Origin of the sequence: Novosphingobium acidiphilum DSM 19966, from assembly GCF_000429005.1 — a bacterium.
In the GTDB taxonomy this organism is placed as follows: domain Bacteria; phylum Pseudomonadota; class Alphaproteobacteria; order Sphingomonadales; family Sphingomonadaceae; genus Novosphingobium; species Novosphingobium acidiphilum.
On the sequence record NZ_AUBA01000019.1, the window covers coordinates 17776 to 33665 of the forward strand.

Sequence of the window (15890 nt, forward strand, 5' to 3'; positions counted from 1 at the left end):
CCCGAATCGCAACGGCATGGATGATCCCCCTCTTGCAGGCGCCAAGCTTGGCGCGGCCGGACCAAACCGGCAAGCCTGCGGATGCCAGGCCGCGCAAATCCCTGGATCCGAAGGCTTGCGCCGCGTGCGCAGCAACGGCATGGAACGCCGATGCGGATTGCCCTGTTTGAACCTGAAATTGCCGGAAACGTCGGCGCGGTGCTGCGGCTGGGCGCCTGCATGGGCGCGGGCGTCGATCTGATCGAGCCGATGGGCTTTGCCTGGGATGATCGCCGGGTGCGCCGCACCGCGATGGATTATATCGACCATGTCAGCATCGCCCGCCATGCCGGATGGGCTGCGTTCCACGCCACGATCGGCGCGCGGCGGCTGGTCCTGTTTAGCACCAAGGCGCAGCAATCGGCCTATGACTTTGGCTTTGCGCCCGATGATGTGCTGCTGTTCGGCAAGGAAAGCGCCGGCGTGCCGGGCGCGGTGGCCGACATCTGCGATGCCCGGCTGCGCATTCCGATGCGGCCCGCGGTGCGATCGATGAACCTGGCGACCTCCGCCGGTCTGGCGCTGGGCGAGGCGTTGCGCCAGACCGGGCGTCTGCCGGAATGAACTCTGTCCGTGGTTCGGAACGGGTGGTGGATGCCGGTCGACAGGCCCCAGCGCATAATGGCCGATCGCCGGGCTGATCGTCGTCGATCGCCCCTGTAGGTCACTTGCCAGGCACACGTCCCGGCTGCACGTGGTGACGTCATAGCAAAGGAGCAGGTGATGCGACCAAGGCCTGATCCCGCACGCCACGGCCAGGAAAGTGTGTGGGCCTATCCGCGCCCGGCCATTGCCGAGCCGACGACCGCGCGCATCGTGATCGAACACCGCGGCATCGTGGTTGCCGATACCCGCGCCGCGGTACGCACGCTCGAAACCAGCCATCCGCCCAGCTATTACATCCCGCGCGACGATATCGCGCCTGGCCTGTTGCGCCGCGCCGACGGCAGTTCGCGGTGCGAATGGAAAGGCGCCGCGGTCTATTGGGACGTGGTGATCGGCACGACAGTGCTGCCCCACGTCGGGTGGAGCTATCCCGATCCGACCGCCAAATTCATGATCCTGCGCGATCATGTCGCGTTTTATGCTGCGCCGTTTGACCGTTGCAGTGTGAATGGCGAAACCGTGATCCCGCAATCGGGCGAATTTTACGGCGGCTGGATCACCAGCGACCTGGCTGGCCCGTTCAAGGGCGTACCGGGCAGTTTCGGATGGTAGGGCGATGATCTACATCGTGCTCAACGCACAGGCGATTGTGATGGCCGCGATCGCCGGGCTGATGTTCGGCGTGGCCGGACACGCGCTTGCCGGGCGCCGACGGGGCACGACAGGCACCGCCGTGGTCACGCTGTTCACGGCCTTCGTGGCGCAGGCGTGGCTTTGCGCGATCCTTGCCGGCGCGCTGATCCTGGCGCCTGCCAAGGGCAGCGTATGGACGATGACGCTGGGCAGCGCGTTTGTCATCTGGATCGGATTTGTCGCCCCGGCGCTGATCGCATCCTACCGGGTTCACGCAATCGCATGGCGCAGCGCGCTGTTCGACTGTGCGCTGTGGCTTGGCACGATGCTGGTTCAGGCGGTGGTGCTGCGCGTGATCGGTCTGGCCGCACCACCGGGCTGATCGCGCGCCCTATCCGGTGTGGCCCAGCGTCCACACGTAGGCTGCCACCGCGTGGACATCGTCCGGGGACAAGGCCACGCCGCCCATCGCGGGCATCGCGCCGCTGGCCTTTTTGGGTTGGGCGACGCCCTTGGCGATGGTCGCCGCCAGGCCGTCGACCGAACCGTCGCTCCACAAAAACGCGGGGCCGATCAACGATCCGCCGGCCATGCTGCCGTGTCCGTCCGAACCGTGGCAGCCGGTGCAGGTGGCGCCTTTCGCTTCGCCGCGATAGATCGCGCGGCCCAGCGCGACTTGCGCCGCGGTGACGCCGGGCGGCAGCGCGCCGGCCGGAGCGGCGGCAGCTTCGACCCCGGCCGTTTCAGCCTTTGGTGCCGCGGTCAACGCGGCACCCGCCGCGCCGTGATAGGTTACCCGCCAGATCCGTCCGCGCACGTCGTCCGAAATATACAGTGCACCATCGGGCCCCACCGCCAGCCCGGCCGGGCGATGCAGCGCGCGCCCCGGTTCCTTGTAGGCGCCGGCAAAACCGTCGGCAAAGCGGATCCAGGCACCGTTGGCCTTGCCATCTTTCAAGGGCTGAAACGCGATCAGATATCCGTCCTGCGGGGCAGGTGCGCGGTTCCACGATCCGTGAAACGCGATGAACGCGCCCTGGGCATAGACCGCGGGAAAGGCCGCGGCGTTGTAGATCGCGGTGTCGTTCGGCGCCCAATGCGCAGGGAACGCGGCAACCGGGTGGGTGGCTTTGGCACACAGCCCCTGTGTCTTGCCGCCATCGCCGCCATATTCCGGCGCCAGCACATGGCGCCCGGCCAGTCCGTCGTAATAACAGGTGGGCCAGCCATAATCTGCGCCTTTGGTGGGCGAAAACAGGATCTCGGCGGGCCGTTCGACGCCTTGTTCGGTGGTGTAGAGCGCGGGCCAGTTCTGGCTCAGCTGGTCGCGCCCGTGCTGCACGCCAAACACGCGGCCGGTGCTGTCAAAGCTGATCCCGCCGGTGTTGCGGATGCCGGTCGCCCAGCGGTTTGCGGCGGAAAACACCTGATCGGTGCGGTCGGCGCGATAGGCCCAGATACCGGCGCGGGTGTCCTGTTCCACGCATGGCACAGCCCCTTTGGCGCCGGGTTTGCGGTTGGGGCTTTCGCAGGTGTTGGTGGCCGATCCCGAATTGATCAGCAGCGTGCCATCGGCGGTGATCGCAAAGGGATGCATCGGATGATCGCCGCTGAGCGGCATGCCCGACAGGATCGTGGTGGGCGCACCTGCCGGAACCAGCTGACCCGGCACCAGCGCATAGCGCACGATCCGGTCGGTCTCTTCGACGAATAGCCCGCCGTGCCACAAAGCGATCCCCGTGCCGCCATGCCCGCCGTTGGGTTCGGTCGGGCCGAAGCGTTCGATGCTGTCGGCATAGCCATCGCCATCGCGATCCTTCAGCGCGACGATGAACCCGCCGCCAGGTGCAGCCGGGGCATTGCGGAAATAACGACCCGACCATGTGTTGACATAGACGGTGCCGTCGGCCGCCACCGTCATGTGCCGCGAGTGCCCCAGATTGTCGGCAAACACGGTCGCACAAAATCCGGGCGGCAGAGCAAGGCCGCCGTTGTCACCGGGGCAAGCGTTGCCATCGGGCGCGGCATTGGCCGATTTGAGCACCAGACCGCCCGCCAACAGGGCCGGCGCGACAACAAGGGCGATACGCAAACGCGACATGGGACTGGCAGCCTTATCAAACCGGGGATTGGAATACGGTGGTCGTTCTAGCCTGATTTCAGCCGGGCGAAAGATGGCTGATCGTACCGCACACGGCGGCGCGTCGCCCGGCGCAAAAAGGGGCGCCGTTGCGGGCGCCCCTTTTCGTATTTTCGCATCCTCTCCCAAATGCGAACCGGCCGGTTTCCGGCCTGGATATAATGCTTATTCTTCGGGGCTTTGCGGTGCCTGCGCCGGGGCGGCACTGCTGGCCAGCACGACCACCGGGTTTTGGCCCGACGCGGCTTCGGCCACTTGCAGATAGGGAACTGGGTTCACCGCTTCGCCACCGATGCGCACTTCGTAATGCAGATGCGGGCCGGTCGAACGGCCGGTCGATCCGACATAGCCGATCACATCGCCCTTGTGCACGTGCTGCCCTTCGGCAACGGCAATGCGCGACATGTGGCCATAGCGCGTTTCGAGATTGGCACCGTGTTCGATTTCGACGCACAGGCCATAGCCGCCAAACCAGTCGGCGCGGCCGATGACGCCATCGGCGGTGGCATGGATCGGGGTGCCGGTCGATGCGGGCAGGTCAACGCCTTTGTGCATGCGGAAACCACCCAGAACCGGGTGCACGCGCATGCCGAAATTGCTGCTCATCGAACGGCTGGTGGTAACAGGTACCAGCATCGGGATCGAGGCAGAGCCGGTGTCGGCGATGTTGGTCGATGCCCTGCCGTTGTAGGGACGCCCGGTGTCGAGCGCGCGCCAATTGGCAAAAAGCTGGCGAAATTCGGTGTCGCCCGGGGCAAAGGTGGTGCCGTTGCGGGCGGCTTCGGCGGCGCGCAGCGGCGACGTGATGTCTGCCGAAGCGGCGCTGCTGGCCAGGGCCGGTTGAGCGATCAGGCCAGCGGCCATGCCCAGCGCGAGAAGAAGGAACCTGTTCACCAGCATTATGACCTGTGCGTACCCTTTTGTCCCGCCCCGCTGCCGCGATTGCGGCTTGGCCAAGGCCTTTCCGGACGGGGCCGGGGTTGATCCGGCCGCCTTGCAGGGGGCGTATAAACCCCTGCTCCGGCTGCGTTCGAGGGGTTAGGGGCAAGTGTTGCGATCAGGCAACCCCCTTCATGAAATCGTACGACAGACCGGCTGATCGACGCGCCGAGTCGTTGAACGGAGGCTTAATGGCGCCCCGGAAGTGGCGGGCGACAAGCGTTTGCCAGGCAGATGGCGGCGAATCCCCGCGTTCCAGACACACTTTGGTGAAATGGGTGGTGCCCAGCCCGACATGGCGCACTTCGTCGTCAAGGATTCGTTGCAGCACGCGCGCGGTGCGCAGATCGCCTGCCGCTTCGAACCGGGTGATCGTCATCGGCGTCACGTCAAGCCCGCGCGCTTCGAGCACCATTGGCACCACCGCCAGCCGTGCTGCCACATCGTGCGCGGTTTCGCGCGCGGCATCCCACAATCCGTCATGCGCGGGCAGCGCGCCGTATGCGCTGCCCAGCGTAACCAGCCGCCGTGCCAGCAGGGCAAAATGCATCGCCTCGTCCGCGGCCACGCCCAGCCAGTCGGTGACGAAATCCGCCCCCCGTTCGCCGCCGAACCGCCCGGCGGCATCAAGCGCCAGATCGATCGCGACGAATTCGATGTGACACAGCGCGTGGATCAGCGCGATGCGCCCGCGTTCCGATCCGCCGCGCCCGCGTTTGGGCATGGCACTTGGGGGCAGCAGTTCGGGCCGCGACGGGCGCGCAGGCGCGTCGGGCATGGCCACGTCGAACGCCGGGGCCAGTTTGCCCGACCCCCAGGCGCGCGCCACCTCGCGCGTGGCCATGGCCTTGGCGCGCGGGTCGGCGGTCAGGATCGCGTCGCGGATGGCGTGCGCAACGCTGCGGCGCGGTTCAGGCATTCAGTGCGGTTGCCGCGGCCAGCACTTCGGCGGCGTGGCCCTTGACCTTTACCTTGTTCCAGATCCGCGCGATCCGGCCATCGCTGCCGATCAGGATGGTGGTGCGTTCCATCCCCATATAGCTGCGGCCATACATCGATTTTTCGGTCCAGATGCCCAGCGCATCCGACAGTCCGCCGGTTTCGGCGTCGGTTGCCAATGCAGATTTCAGCCCGTGCTTGTCGATGAACCGCTGGTGCTTTTGCGGGGTATCCTTGCTGATGCCCAGCAGCACCGTGCCGGATGCGGCAAAGCGGTCGGCCAGCGTGGAAAAATCCTTGTTTTCGGTGGTGCAGCCCGGGGTGTCATCCTTCGGATAGAAAAACAGCACCAGCTTTTTCCCGGCAAAATCGGACGGGCGCACGGGTTCGCCATCGGGGCTGATCAGCGCGATGTCGGGCAGGGTTTCACCCGGGGCAAGTGTCATGGCTCGATATCTCCAGCGGTTCGTCAAAAACGGTCTGCCACGCGGCGGCAATCGTGCAGCGCGCGGCGGCGATGGCGGCAAGCAGGCTGTCCCAGTCGCGCGCGCCACACGCGGCAGCAACAGTGCCACGGCTGGCCGGCGGCGGATAGGCACCATCGGGGGCAACCAGGCGCACCACGACCAGCAACCGCGCCAGCAGATCATGGCTGTCGCGCACGGCATGCGGCAAAAGGCCGGCATTGGCCAGCGCCGTCAGCGCCAGGCCCGCATCGGGATCAAACGCGGTGCATTCGCGCAGCTGCAGATAATGCACGATGAATTCGGCGTCGACCAGACCGCCGCGCGCCAGTTTGACATCGAGCGGTCCCTTGGGCGGTTTGTGCCGCGCCATCTCGCCGCGCATTTTCAAGACGTCTGCGCGCAGCACCTGCGGATCGCGCGGCGTGTGCAACACGCGATCGATGATCGCACAAAGCGCGGCGCGGTCGTCATCGCTGCCATAGACCGGGCGCGCGCGGCACAACGCCATGTGTTCCCAGGTCCACGCTTCGTGCGTCTGGTACCGGGCAAAGCTGTCCAGGCTGACCGCGATCGGCCCTTGCGTGCCCGATGGACGCAGCCGTGTATCGACGTCGTACAACGCGCCCGCCGCAGTCTGGATCGACAGTGCCACCGACACCCGCTGCACCAGCCGCGCATAATACAGTGTGGCGCCCAGTGGCCGCGCACCGTCGGATTCCTGCGCGAAATCGCCGCTGAACAGGAACACCAGATCCAGGTCGCTGGCGTGGGTCAACGCGCCGCCGCCCAGCCGGCCCAGCCCCAGGATGACCAGCCGGCTGCCGGGTACGGTGCCATATGTGGCGGCAAATTCCGCCTCGGTTGCCGCCGCCAGCACGCCGATTGTCGCTTCGGCCACGCGCGACAGCGCGGCGGCGATATCGCGCGCGCCGTTGGCCTGTTCGATCAGTTGCACACCCAGCGCAAAGCGCATTTCGCCCACGCGACGACGCACCGCATCGAGCAGGCACTGGTAATCGTCGCCGCGCTCGGTACGCGCCAGCCGCGTCGTGATCGCCGGCACGCTGCCGGGCAGATCGAACGCGCTCCGGTCGATCAGCGCGTCAAGCAGATCGGCCCGCCGCGCCAGCGCATCGGCCAGCGTGGGCGCGTGGGCCAAAATGCGCATGACCACGTCAAACAGCGCCGGCCGCGCTTCAAGCAGGCGAAAGATATTGATCGCGCTGGGCAGTTGTTCGATCAATTGTTCCCAGCGGACCAGCGCGCGATTGCGATCGGGGGCGGCGGCAAGCGCGCGTAACAGCGGGCCGCGGATGCGGGCAAAGGCTTCGCGTGCGGCTTCGCTGCGCAGCGCGCGGAACCTGCCATTGTTCCATGCCTCGATCCGGGCACCAAGTGCTTCGGGTTCGGCAAAGCCAAGCTCGGCCAGTTCCTGCGCGAGCGGGCGTTCGGTCACCGCCACCGCGCCGCGCGGCGCCCATGCGGCAATCAGCGCGTCGAACCGGGTGCCCACCGCCTCGGAAATATCGGCCAGTTCCGCCACCAGCGCCGCGCCATCGCGCAGGCCGTCAAGCCGGGCGACATTGTCGAGCGCATCGCGATCGTGCGGCAGGCTGTGCGTCTGCTGATCGGCAACCATCTGCAACCGGTGTTCAAGCGTGCGCAGCCGGTCATAGCCATCGCCCAATGTGTCTGCATCTGCGGTGGCGATGATCCCGGCTGCGGCCAGCGCATCCAGCGTGGCGCGCGTGCCGCGCAGCCGCAGCGACGGATTGCGTCCGCCGTGGATCAACTGGTGCGTCTGGGCAAAAAATTCGACCTCGCGAATGCCGCCGCGCCCGCGTTTCAGGTCATAGCCGGGGCCGACCGCCTGGCCACCCGCGTAATGATCGCGGATACGCGTGGTCAGGCGGCCGATTTCGGCAATCGCGCCAAAATCCAGGCTGCGGCGCCACACAAACGGCCGGATCGTGTCGAGAAACGCCTGCCCACGCGCGATATCGCCACTGGCCGCGCGCGCACGGATAAAGGCCGCGCGTTCCCACGCCAGCGCGCTCGATTCGTAATGGGTGATCGCGGCATCGAACGACAGCGCCAGCGGCGTTACTTCGGATTGCGGGCGCAGCCGCAGATCGACGCGAAAGACATAGCCGTCTGCGGTTATCGTCGAAAGGATTTCGACGATCCTGCGCGCCACCATCTGCGCCGCATCAGCCGGATCGTCGCGATCGCGCCGGGGCAGGGCGTCGGGATCGAACAGCAGGATCGGATCGATGTCCGACGAATAATTCAGTTCGCCCGCGCCCTGTTTGCCCAGCGCGATACCTGAAAATCCGGTGTTTTCGGCATCGGGCACGCGTCGGCGGATCGCTGCGCCGATCGCAGCGTCGAGCGCACGATCGGCAAACGCCGACAGGGCGCCGGTAACCTGGCCCAGATCCCACGCGCCTGCCAGATCGGCGATCGCCACGACCAGGCTCAGCCCCAATCGTTCGCGGCGCAAGGCCACACCAATATCGTCGCTGCGCCCGTCCGCGCTGTGGTTCAGCGCTGCGTCAATCTGCCCCTGTTCCAGCAATTGCGCCAGATCGGGCCGCCGATCGAGCGCGCGCGCCAGAAACGGAGCATGGTCACGGGCGCGCTGCAGGGCGTGGCTGAACGGGGTCATGGTTGATCCTGTGCGCCGCGCAGCGCCCATGATCAAGCCGCGGTTGAACTGGTGCGCTGCGTCAAAACCGATTAGGGGCGCGCCGAACGATTGGACGAAAGGTGCACGTGATGACCGGCAATGGCGGATTTCGGATGCCCCCCGAATGGCACGCGCAGGATCTGTTGTGGATCGGGTTTCCGCATCTGGCCGACGAATGGTCGGGTGTGATCGATCGCGCGCAGGAACAGATTGCCGCCTTTGCCAGCGCGGTGGCGGCGACCGGGCAGACGGTGCACCTGATCGTGCGTGATGCCGCCAATGCGGCACGCGCGCGCCAGCTGGCCAGCGATCAGGTGGTTCTGGACACTTGTGTCTATGGCGATGTGTGGCTGCGCGACACCGGGCCGCTGGTGGTCACGGACGGCGTTTTGCGCAAGGCACAACTGTTCGGTTTCAATGGCTGGGGCGGCAAATACCTGATGCCTGGCGATCAGACGATCGGCGCCGATCTGGCAGCCGGCGCGGGGCTGTCGCCCAGGCGTGGCGACTGGGTGCTTGAGGGCGGGGCGCTGGATGGTGACGGCACCGGGCTGGTCGCGACGACCGAACAATGCCTGCTCAATCCCAATCGCAATCCGCAGCTGTCGCGCGATGATCTGGAATTGCGGCTGGCGCGCGATCTGGGGTTCGATCGCGTGTTGTGGCTGGGTGATGGCCTGATCAACGACCACACCGACGGTCATGTCGACAATCTGGCGCGTTTTGTGGCCCCCAACCGGCTGGCTGTGCCGCGGGCCACCGGTGCGGATGATCCCAATGCCACGATCTATGCCGATGCTGCGGCGCGGGCCGCCGATTTCGGCATAACGGTGATCGAAGTGCCATCGCCGGGACGGATCGAGTGGCACGGTACGGTACAGCCGGCCAGCTACATGAACTTCGTCATCACCACGCATGCGGTCATCGTGCCGATCTTTGGCTCGGTCCATGATGCCGATGGCGTGGCCGCGATCGCCGCGCTGTTTCCTGGCCGTGCCACGATCGGGCTGATGGCCGATGCCGTGCTGATCGGTGGCGGCGGGTTCCACTGTTCCAGCCAGCAGTTGCCGGCCGCCTAGGCCTGCCTGGACCCGTCTATTGCCCGGCCACATTGACCGGCACTTTGGCCGGGTCGATGTTGCTTTTCATCGTTTGCGACTGGGTCTTGGTGCCGGTTGCGCGCAATTTGGCGATGTAGTTCAACTCGTTGAGTGCGACCGGGTGCCCCGGCGCCAGCGCCAGGCTTTGGCGATAGGCTTCTTCTGCGCCATCCAGATCGTTCTGTTCGGTCAGCACGTAGCCGACGCCGCGCAAGGCTGCGGCCTGATCCAGCGCATAATTTTTCCGGGTCGCGGCCAGATCTGCGGCATGACGATATGTCGCCAGCGCGGTTTTCAGATCGCCGGTCTGGCGCAGCGCAGCGGCATATTCGAGCCAGACATGCGGAAAATCGGGCTCCAGGTCGATCAGCGCGCGCAACTGTGCAACGGCTTCGGGCAGGCGGTGCAGATTTTCCAGCACATACGCGCGCATGAACAGCACCGAACAATCGCTTGACGGGATAAGGATGGCGGACGGGCCATTTTTCGCAGCGCGCATCAAAAACAGCAATCCGTCCGCCTGCGATTGCGGGCAGTACGCGGCGCCTTTGAATTTGGCGCGGCGCGCGTTCACCTCTGCGGCCAGTGGGTCGAGCGCGGCCAGTGCAACGTCGTTCTGGCCCGCGCGAACCTGCGCCATCACCGCCTTGATGATCTGGTCGGTCTGATCGGGCGTGGTGGCGGCGGCAGGCGCGGAATCGGCGCCTGCCAGCATCATGGCGATTATCATGGTCAGCATGGCTCACCCCCTGTCGCTTCAGCCCGGCGCAGCAGCGCCATCGGTGCGATCGTATCGGTCTAGCCCGGCGCTGTCGATCACCGCCAGGATTTTTGCCGCGTAATCGGGGGCGGTGGCATAATGCGGGGCCATCAGCGCGACGAACCGGCGCGTGTCGGGCAACGCCGCAAACGCGGCGTGGTACACCGGTGCCGTGGCCAGCAGGCGGGCGTGGCAATCGAACGCTTCGTCCAGGCTGGCAAAGGCGGCAAAGCGCTGTTCGCAGGGCACGAGATGGCCGTGGATCGATTCGTGGGTGGCAAAGCGTTGCACCGCGTGACCGGGCATTGCCTTGATACCGAACGGGTTGTTGCCCGGCATATGCGCGCCCCAGCCGGATTCGAGCGCCCATTGGGCCAGGCTGACACTGGCCGGAATGTGCCACTGACGGTCCGCCGTCCGGGCCGCGGCGACGATCGGATCAGGAACGGGATGGGGGGTGGGGGTCATTGTCAAAGCGCTCCGTGCAAGCGCGCGCCACAAGCGGCATGCGCGGGCCGGTGGATGCCAGCCAGGCGCGCGAAATCGGATCGCGGTGCATCCGACGGGGCCAAGAGGGACCGTGTCGACGCTGCCGTTCGTCCCGGTTTTGGGTGATTTCGCCGTGCAGCGTTTGACTCGGCTTGGACGCATTACCTACCCGCCTGGGCAACTTGATGCGTGTGCCGATGATTCGATGGGCCCGTTGACGGTAAGACGTGGGGAAGTCTGCAGACACACGCATATTGGTATTTTCGTGTCTGCCAGCCGACCTTGCGCCGATGTGAATTGTTGGAATGAAGCGTTTAATTGTGCCTTATCTTTTGCTGCCCCTGTCTGTTGCCACATTCGGGTCAGGGCTTTATCCAGCCAGCTACGCACAGGCTGCGGATCCGAAGCTGGAAACCCCTGCAACAGACGCGACGGTTCCTGCCGCCGCACCGATCACACCCGATAATCACACCCCCGACAGCCACACCCCCGATACCGCAACGACCGGCGCGGTGCAGGCGATGACGCCCGCCGCCGAACCCGACCGGCGTCAGGTGGAATGCATGGCCAAAGTCATTGTTCACGAAGCCGGCAACCAGGGCCGCCGTGGGCAGATTGCGGTGGCACAGGTCATTCGCACCCGTTTGCAGCGTGTCGGCACCGGCAGCGATGTCTGCCAGATCGTCAAGCAGCGCGGCCAGTTCTTCAACGTCGACCGCTATGCCCCGGCGCGCACCAGCGCGACGTGGACCAATGCCGTGGCCGTCGCGACCGAAACGCTGAAAGGCGGCGGCGAGGATGTCGTGCCCGGCGCGCTGTTTTTCCGCGCCGCCGGCCATCCGATGCGGGGCCGGGTGCGCGTTGCCCAGATCGAAAATCAGGTCTTTTACCGCTGATCACCCGTTGCCGGGCGTTGTGCCGGATCGGCTGATCGGGTTTGACCGAACGGCTGCGGCCATTGCGCATCGCGCATGGCCGCAGCCGCCCGTTCGACCCGGCTGACCACATCGTTCAGGCCCAGCTGTCCGGCACGGGAATGCCAGTCGTCGGCCATCGTCACCAGCGGTGCGGTCAGCGGCGCCACGGGCAATTGATCGGCCCAATTGGCCAGCGCGTGCGAATTGAACACCAGCAACATCAGCGAACTGGTGGCGACCGCACCGACGGTCCAGCCCACCCCGCTGGGCCTTGGCGCAGGCAGATCGGTGCTGCCATCGGGTTCATGCACCACCTGCGGCGCGTCACCCGGCAGATCGATGGGCGATGCGTCCCAGGGCAGGACATGATCCATGGCGCGTTCCTAAAACTGGAAATAGATAAATGGCGCAACGCCTGCGCCGCGCAAGCCTTCGACCACCAGCAACACCGCAGTACCCAGCGCCGCCACCCCCAGGAACGGCACGCGCGCCAGCGCAAGGCCAATCCGTTCCAGCGCGCGTTGCGGGCCGAACTGGCAGGCCATGCCGATCGCGATCATGCCGACGGTCCAGGGCGATGCGATGAACTTGCCAGGCTCCAGCGCGATGATCCGGTGCACAATGGCCATCGCGTCGTCGAACCGCGCCGAACGGAAAAAAATCCAGGCCAGCGTGACAACGTGGAATGTGAACACCGTGCGGACCCACACGGGCAGCACCGGCAGTGCCTGCGGACGAACCAGTTTCCACAGCCGTTCAGCCACCAGCATCGCGCCATGCAGCGCGCCCCAGATCACGAAATTCACCCGTGCCCCGTGCCACAGGCCGCCCAGCACCATCGTGCCGAACACCGCCGCGCACGTGCCCAGCAGGCGGTGACGCGAACCGCCGAACACCGCAATGTACAGGTAATCGCGCAGCCAGGTCGACAGGCTGATGTGCCAGCGCCGCCAGAAATCCTGCAACGATGACGCGCGATAGGGCTGATTGAAATTGCGCGGAAACCGCAGTCCCAACAGCCCGGCAAGCCCGATCGCCATGTCGCTGTATGCCGAAAAGTCGCAATAGATCTGGATGGCATAGCCATACGATGCGATCATCAGGTCGGCGGCGGAATGCACCTGCGGGTCGCGGAACACCGGATCGACCAGATGGATTGCCAGTTCGTTGGCGATCACCGCCTTCTTGATCAGGCCCCACCCGATCAGCACCAGGCTGGCCGCTGCCATGCGCCGGCTCATGTGCGGCGGTTCGCGCAATTGCGGCAACAGATGTGCCGGGCGGACGATCGGCCCTGCCACCAGATGCGGGAAAAAGCTCATCAGAAAAGTCAGTTCGAGCAGGCGCGCCGGCTGGCTGCGACCGTTGCGCACATCGACGACATAGCTGATGCCCTGGAACGTAAAGAACGACACGCCCACCGGCAGGATGATATCGAGCGGGCGAAACGCGCCATGCCAGCCCGCATCGACCAGCAATGCATTGGCCGCTTCGGTAAAAAAGCCATAGTATTTGAAAAAGCCCAGGATCAGCAGATTGCTCCACACCCCCAGGATCAGCCACAGCCGGGCACGGTGCGGCTGCGCCACGATCAGCCGCCCGGCCGCCCAATTGAGCCAGGCGCTGGCCAGCAACAGCACGACAAAGCGCGCGTCGAACCAGCCATAGAATATCCACGACGCGACCAGCAGCATGATCAGCCGCCAGTCCCCGGCACGGCGCAGCAGCAGCCAGTTGATCAGGAACACGATCACGAAAAAGACGTGAAAGATCAGTGTCGGAAACAGCATGGCTGCGCGTTACAAGGCCGGGTTCGCGCGGGCCCGGTCGAGATCGGCGGCCAGCGCGTTGCCCATCAGTCGGCCGCCATCCACGGTGAAATGCACGTGATCGCCGCGTTGCAGCCCCTGCGCGACCCAGGCCATCGTCGAACAGGGCCCGCCCATCGCCGATTGCCAGTCCCAAAAGCCAAGGTTCAGCGTCTGCGCCAGGCGGATCTGCAATTGCCGGACGCGTGCCAGGTTGCCCGGAACATACCACCCGCTGCCGCAATTCACCGTTTCGGCCATGCCGGGCAGCGCCACTTCGGGACGGTTGCTCGCCGCATCGGGCGGGCCGATCAGCAGGATCGGCACATCATGACCGATCAGGCGGCGAAGCCGGGCGATCTGGGTGCGCAACACCGTTTCGGCCTCATCGAGTTTCAGCGACGGATCGAACCCTTCATTGGTGCCAAACGCCACCACAAGCAGATCGGGCCGTGCCTGTCGCAGTTCCAGCGCCAGCACCTGATCGTCGTTGCGCGTGAAATGGGCCAGCCGCGCGCCGACGACCCCCAGGTTGGACACGATCACCCCGCCCGCGCTGCGCGTGCTTGACCACGAGGTCAGCTGAACCGGTCGATCGTCAAGCGTGGTGATCGCGGCCGCGCTCGACGGCGTGGGGGCGGCCAGGTTGAAGCAGGCGGATCCAGGCACCGCGGCGGCAAAGCTGTATAAGCTTGTGGTTTGGACAGCACCCGGGCTGACCGGGGTCAGGGTGATGCGCACGCTGCCCTGGTTGGGTCCGGTCAGCCCGCACAGACCGAACTGGTCGAACGTAAAGTCCGGCCCGTCGGCACGCAGTTGCAACCAGGCACCGGCGTGCGCGGCGGTGGCGGTGAAACCCGACAGGCCCAGCAGCGCGCCGTTGGCAACCCGCGCCTTGCCAAACAGGGCATTGGTCATCCATTCGGGGCTTTGCCGCGCGGTCACGCCCCAGGTCAGGTATCCCTGGTACGGCCGCCCGACCGCGCTCGTGCCGCGTCCGCCCGAACCGTATTCGGCCTGCCAGCGTTTGCGCCAGCCGTTGGTGAACATGTCGCCCGCGGTGTGGCTGTCACCGATCTGCACGATCGACAGCGGCGGGGTGGATGCCGCGGCCTGCGTCAGTTTTGCCAGAAAAGGCGCCAGCGCCCGGGCATTGACCAGTTCGCTGCCCAGCGGATGCGCCGGCGCATAGGCGGGCCCGGGTGCATCGGGCATGGTCTGCGCGCAGGCCGGGCCGGCCGTCAGCAGCATTGCGGCCAGCCGCAGGTGCGCAAGGCGCCGCATCGTCAATTCCTTCCGCCGACCTGATCGCTGCCCGACGTGGCGTTGTCGGCTTCGTCCTGGTTCGGCGTGGCGAGCACGGCAATGCGCTGCAGCAGGGGGCGCGCAATCACTTCATAGCCGTGAAAGGTCATGTGGATGCCATCGTCGGCGCGGGCAAGATAGCTTTGCCCCGTTTCGGGATCGACGAGTTCCTTGGCGAAGCCGTGACCGGCATCTTCGCTTGCCCGCACCGGATTGACGAACGGCACGTGCAGCTTGCACATCAGGCTTGCGTAAAATCCGTTCATCGCCTGGATGTCGTTGTCGAACGCGCTGCGGCGCATGCGCGGCAGGCCGACCCAGCCGATCGCCACGCCGCGATCGCGCAAATAGCCGACATAGGCCGAAACTTTATCGCCGATCGATTTCTGCCACTGCGCCGACATATAGGCAGCGCCCTTGCCGTCCTGCCAGATGCCCTGGGTGTCGTTGGCGCCGAAATCGATCAGGGCGATGTCGATCGGTTGTTTTTCCAGCCGGGATTTCAGATCCTGCAGCAGATCGAGGCTGCGATACCGGGTAAAGCCGGTGGCCTCTTTCGACATGCGATAGACCGCAAAATCGCGGGTGGCGTGGAAATGCTGGTTGGTCGCAGCCCACACGCCTTCGCCGAAACTGTCGCCCAGTACGCCGATGCGCAGCGGCCGGTTTGCACGCAGACCGGCCAGAACATTGCGCGAAAACGGAAAATCGTCATGGCAATCGGGCGCCACCGATCCTTTGGTGGCGCTGGTGCGGCGCGCTGTGGCCGGGGGTGGCAGATCCGCAACCTTGTCGGTGCCGCCGGACAACAGCGGGGCCAGCGGCTTGCCATCGGTCTGAAACGCCAGCAGCAGCACCGCGCCCACCGCGATGCCGATGAACAGCACCGCACCGCGATCGATCAGATCACCCGGCCGCATCAACCGCGCAAACCGATTGCGGCATCGCCATGGCAATTGTCCCGACGTGAATGCCCGGCAAGTTGATCCGCCATTGTGTCCAGTTTTCAGATGAAAAAAACCGGCGACAATCGCCGGGTTCGGGTTGGTTGCATGGTAA

At 65.7% G+C, this 15890-nt stretch carries 16 protein-coding genes; 5 read left to right on the top strand and 11 right to left on the bottom strand.

The genetic code is table 11. The features are described from left to right. Nucleotides 1-150: 150 nt before the first annotated feature. From G404_RS0114740 to G404_RS0114750, 3 genes are all read left to right on the top strand, one after another. Entirely contained in the window at nt 151-603 is a 453-nt protein-coding gene (locus tag G404_RS0114740; protein WP_028641770.1) for a tRNA (cytidine(34)-2'-O)-methyltransferase, read from the top strand. Between the two features lie 159 nt (nt 604-762). Then, nucleotides 763-1257: a DUF427 domain-containing protein gene (locus tag G404_RS0114745; protein WP_028641771.1), complete on the top strand. Its 495-nt coding sequence runs from the start codon at nt 763-765 to the stop codon at nt 1255-1257. Between the two features lie 4 nt (nt 1258-1261). Then, nucleotides 1262-1660, top strand: a complete 399-nt coding sequence (locus tag G404_RS0114750; protein ID WP_028641772.1) for a hypothetical protein — start codon at nt 1262-1264, stop codon at nt 1658-1660. A gap of 9 nt (nt 1661-1669) precedes the next feature. On the opposite strand, the gene G404_RS19215 is transcribed toward G404_RS0114750, so the two are convergent. From G404_RS19215 to G404_RS0114775, 5 genes are all read right to left on the bottom strand, one after another. After that, nucleotides 1670-3379: a PQQ-dependent sugar dehydrogenase gene (locus G404_RS19215; RefSeq protein ID WP_051280760.1), complete on the bottom strand. Its 1710-nt coding sequence runs from the start codon at nt 3377-3379 to the stop codon at nt 1670-1672. Between the two features lie 204 nt (nt 3380-3583). Further along, the gene (locus G404_RS19220) at nt 3584-4315 is read right to left on the bottom strand and encodes a M23 family metallopeptidase (RefSeq protein ID WP_051280778.1); all 732 of its coding nucleotides are present in this window, start codon (nt 4313-4315) and stop codon (nt 3584-3586) included. A gap of 160 nt (nt 4316-4475) precedes the next feature. Then, nucleotides 4476-5276, bottom strand: coding sequence for a ferritin-like domain-containing protein (locus tag G404_RS0114765; protein WP_028641773.1), 801 nt, complete (start codon nt 5274-5276; stop codon nt 4476-4478). After that, nucleotides 5269-5742, bottom strand: a complete 474-nt coding sequence (locus G404_RS0114770; protein ID WP_028641774.1) for a peroxiredoxin — start codon at nt 5740-5742, stop codon at nt 5269-5271. Before G404_RS0114770 ends, G404_RS0114765 begins: the two co-directional genes overlap by 8 nt. Further along, a complete protein-coding gene (locus tag G404_RS0114775; RefSeq protein ID WP_245584545.1) occupies nt 5723-8461 on the bottom strand; it encodes a bifunctional [glutamine synthetase] adenylyltransferase/[glutamine synthetase]-adenylyl-L-tyrosine phosphorylase in 2739 nt (912 codons plus the stop codon). Before G404_RS0114775 ends, G404_RS0114770 begins: the two co-directional genes overlap by 20 nt. 80 nt (nt 8462-8541) lie before the next feature. Here G404_RS0114775 and G404_RS0114780 point away from each other — a divergent pair, with 80 nt between their 5' ends. Beyond that, nucleotides 8542-9531, top strand: a complete 990-nt coding sequence (locus G404_RS0114780) for an agmatine deiminase family protein (RefSeq protein WP_028641776.1) — start codon at nt 8542-8544, stop codon at nt 9529-9531. A gap of 16 nt (nt 9532-9547) precedes the next feature. On the opposite strand, the gene G404_RS19890 is transcribed toward G404_RS0114780, so the two are convergent. Together G404_RS19890 and G404_RS19230 are read right to left on the bottom strand one after the other, a co-directional pair. After that, nucleotides 9548-10291, bottom strand: a complete 744-nt coding sequence (locus tag G404_RS19890; RefSeq protein ID WP_028641777.1) for a tetratricopeptide repeat protein — start codon at nt 10289-10291, stop codon at nt 9548-9550. A gap of 18 nt (nt 10292-10309) precedes the next feature. After that, complete coding sequence (locus tag G404_RS19230; RefSeq protein ID WP_036521602.1) at nt 10310-10780, bottom strand: glycoside hydrolase family 73 protein; 471 nt, start codon at nt 10778-10780, stop codon at nt 10310-10312. 326 nt (nt 10781-11106) lie between these two features. On the opposite strand from G404_RS19230, the gene G404_RS19895 reads away from it, so the two are divergent. Continuing rightward, nucleotides 11107-11697, top strand: coding sequence for a cell wall hydrolase (locus G404_RS19895; protein WP_051280764.1), 591 nt, complete (start codon nt 11107-11109; stop codon nt 11695-11697). On the opposite strand, the gene G404_RS19240 is transcribed toward G404_RS19895, so the two are convergent. Genes G404_RS19240 through G404_RS19245 form a run of 4 tightly spaced genes read right to left on the bottom strand, consistent with a single transcriptional unit; the run spans nt 11688 to nt 15751 of the window. Continuing rightward, on the bottom strand, nt 11688-12092 hold the full coding sequence (locus G404_RS19240) for a hypothetical protein (RefSeq protein WP_036521604.1): 405 nt from the start codon (nt 12090-12092) through the stop codon (nt 11688-11690). The two genes, G404_RS19895 and G404_RS19240, sit on opposite strands and share 10 nt — an antisense overlap. A 9-nt stretch (nt 12093-12101) precedes the next feature. Beyond that, nucleotides 12102-13508: an MBOAT family O-acyltransferase gene (locus tag G404_RS0114805; protein ID WP_028641778.1), complete on the bottom strand. Its 1407-nt coding sequence runs from the start codon at nt 13506-13508 to the stop codon at nt 12102-12104. A 9-nt stretch (nt 13509-13517) separates the two neighbouring features. After that, complete coding sequence (locus tag G404_RS0114810; RefSeq protein WP_051280766.1) at nt 13518-14810, bottom strand: GDSL-type esterase/lipase family protein; 1293 nt, start codon at nt 14808-14810, stop codon at nt 13518-13520. 2 nt (nt 14811-14812) lie between these two features. Then, entirely contained in the window at nt 14813-15751 is a 939-nt protein-coding gene (locus G404_RS19245; protein WP_051280768.1) for a DUF459 domain-containing protein, read from the bottom strand. Nucleotides 15752-15890 lie beyond the last annotated feature (139 nt).

What these genes read in the sequence shown, in the direction of transcription:
- G404_RS0114780 (WP_028641776.1), top strand. Translation starts at nt 8,542, where the DNA reads ATGACCGGCAATGGCGGATTTCGGATGCCCCCCGAATGGCACGCGCAG.
- G404_RS19215 (WP_051280760.1), bottom strand. Translation starts at nt 3,379, where the DNA reads ATGTCGCGTTTGCGTATCGCCCTTGTTGTCGCGCCGGCCCTGTTGGCG.
- G404_RS0114765 (WP_028641773.1), bottom strand. Translation starts at nt 5,276, where the DNA reads ATGCCTGAACCGCGCCGCAGCGTTGCGCACGCCATCCGCGACGCGATC.
- G404_RS19230 (WP_036521602.1), bottom strand. Translation starts at nt 10,780, where the DNA reads ATGACCCCCACCCCCCATCCCGTTCCTGATCCGATCGTCGCCGCGGCC.
- G404_RS19895 (WP_051280764.1), top strand. Translation starts at nt 11,107, where the DNA reads ATGAAGCGTTTAATTGTGCCTTATCTTTTGCTGCCCCTGTCTGTTGCC.
- G404_RS19245 (WP_051280768.1), bottom strand. Translation starts at nt 15,751, where the DNA reads ATGCGGCCGGGTGATCTGATCGATCGCGGTGCGGTGCTGTTCATCGGC.
- G404_RS0114810 (WP_051280766.1), bottom strand. Translation starts at nt 14,810, where the DNA reads ATGCGGCGCCTTGCGCACCTGCGGCTGGCCGCAATGCTGCTGACGGCC.
- G404_RS0114750 (WP_028641772.1), top strand. Translation starts at nt 1,262, where the DNA reads ATGATCTACATCGTGCTCAACGCACAGGCGATTGTGATGGCCGCGATC.
- G404_RS0114775 (WP_245584545.1), bottom strand. Translation starts at nt 8,461, where the DNA reads ATGGGCGCTGCGCGGCGCACAGGATCAACCATGACCCCGTTCAGCCAC.
- G404_RS0114805 (WP_028641778.1), bottom strand. Translation starts at nt 13,508, where the DNA reads ATGCTGTTTCCGACACTGATCTTTCACGTCTTTTTCGTGATCGTGTTC.
- G404_RS19240 (WP_036521604.1), bottom strand. Translation starts at nt 12,092, where the DNA reads ATGGATCATGTCCTGCCCTGGGACGCATCGCCCATCGATCTGCCGGGT.
- G404_RS19890 (WP_028641777.1), bottom strand. Translation starts at nt 10,291, where the DNA reads ATGCTGACCATGATAATCGCCATGATGCTGGCAGGCGCCGATTCCGCG.
- G404_RS0114770 (WP_028641774.1), bottom strand. Translation starts at nt 5,742, where the DNA reads ATGACACTTGCCCCGGGTGAAACCCTGCCCGACATCGCGCTGATCAGC.
- G404_RS0114745 (WP_028641771.1), top strand. Translation starts at nt 763, where the DNA reads ATGCGACCAAGGCCTGATCCCGCACGCCACGGCCAGGAAAGTGTGTGG.
- G404_RS0114740 (WP_028641770.1), top strand. Translation starts at nt 151, where the DNA reads ATGCGGATTGCCCTGTTTGAACCTGAAATTGCCGGAAACGTCGGCGCG.